Below are 685 nucleotides of genomic sequence, written 5' to 3'. Positions count from 1 at the left end.
TTCGCCAGAGCGGCACGGCGCGATGACCGGGATCATGAAGACCCAGATCGACTGGATACCGCTGTCCCTCGGCGGTGCGAGGCCGACCCAAGGCAAGACGCTGGCCGTCATGCAGGTCAGCGGCGGCTCGCAGAGCTTCAACGCTGTGAACCAGTTGCGCATCCTCGGCCGATGGATGCGTTTGCTGACCATCCCGAACCAGTCGTCCACGCCCAAGGCATTTCTGGAATTCGATGACACGGGCCGGATGAAGCCGTCGCCGTTCTACGATCGCATGGTCGATGTCATGGAAGAGCTGATGAAGTTCACCATCCTCACCCGTGACAACAAGGCCTGCCTACTGGACCGCTACAGCGAGCGGAAGGAGAGCGCGGCCGAGCTGTCGAAGCGCGTGAACCAGAAGGCGATCTGATCGGCGGTCTGACGTATATCTGTTTCGGTGAGGCTAAGGCTGTCAAAAAGGGCTCTCCACCGCCGTTCGCCGAAGTGTACACGAAGGTCTGCTGTCGGGAAATGGCCCTGACTTTGCAAATTCCGCTCCCTGCGCAAAACGGTCATTGGTGCGAAGCCCAGCATCCGTCACTTTGGGCTCAAAGCCGACCTCGGATGCAACGCAGCATCATATGATATGATGCCTTGTCAACGTCGGGTTGTCGATGTGGAAGGGCGTGGTGGATCGGAGGAT

Annotated in this window: 1 protein-coding gene; it reads left to right on the top strand. The window is 59.3% G+C overall.

The window, feature by feature from the left end:
- A partial coding sequence (locus ACGRVM_RS16390) for an NAD(P)H-dependent oxidoreductase (RefSeq protein ID WP_394624077.1) occupies nt 1-412 on the top strand: 412 nt, incomplete at its 5' end.
- Nucleotides 413-685: the final 273 nt, after the last annotated feature.

The sequence above is a fragment of the Roseovarius aquimarinus genome (assembly GCF_043661195.1).
Classification (GTDB): domain Bacteria; phylum Pseudomonadota; class Alphaproteobacteria; order Rhodobacterales; family Rhodobacteraceae; genus Roseovarius; species Roseovarius aquimarinus.
The sequence above is the reverse complement of the archived record's forward strand: the minus strand, read 5'-3'. Positions and strand labels throughout refer to the sequence as shown.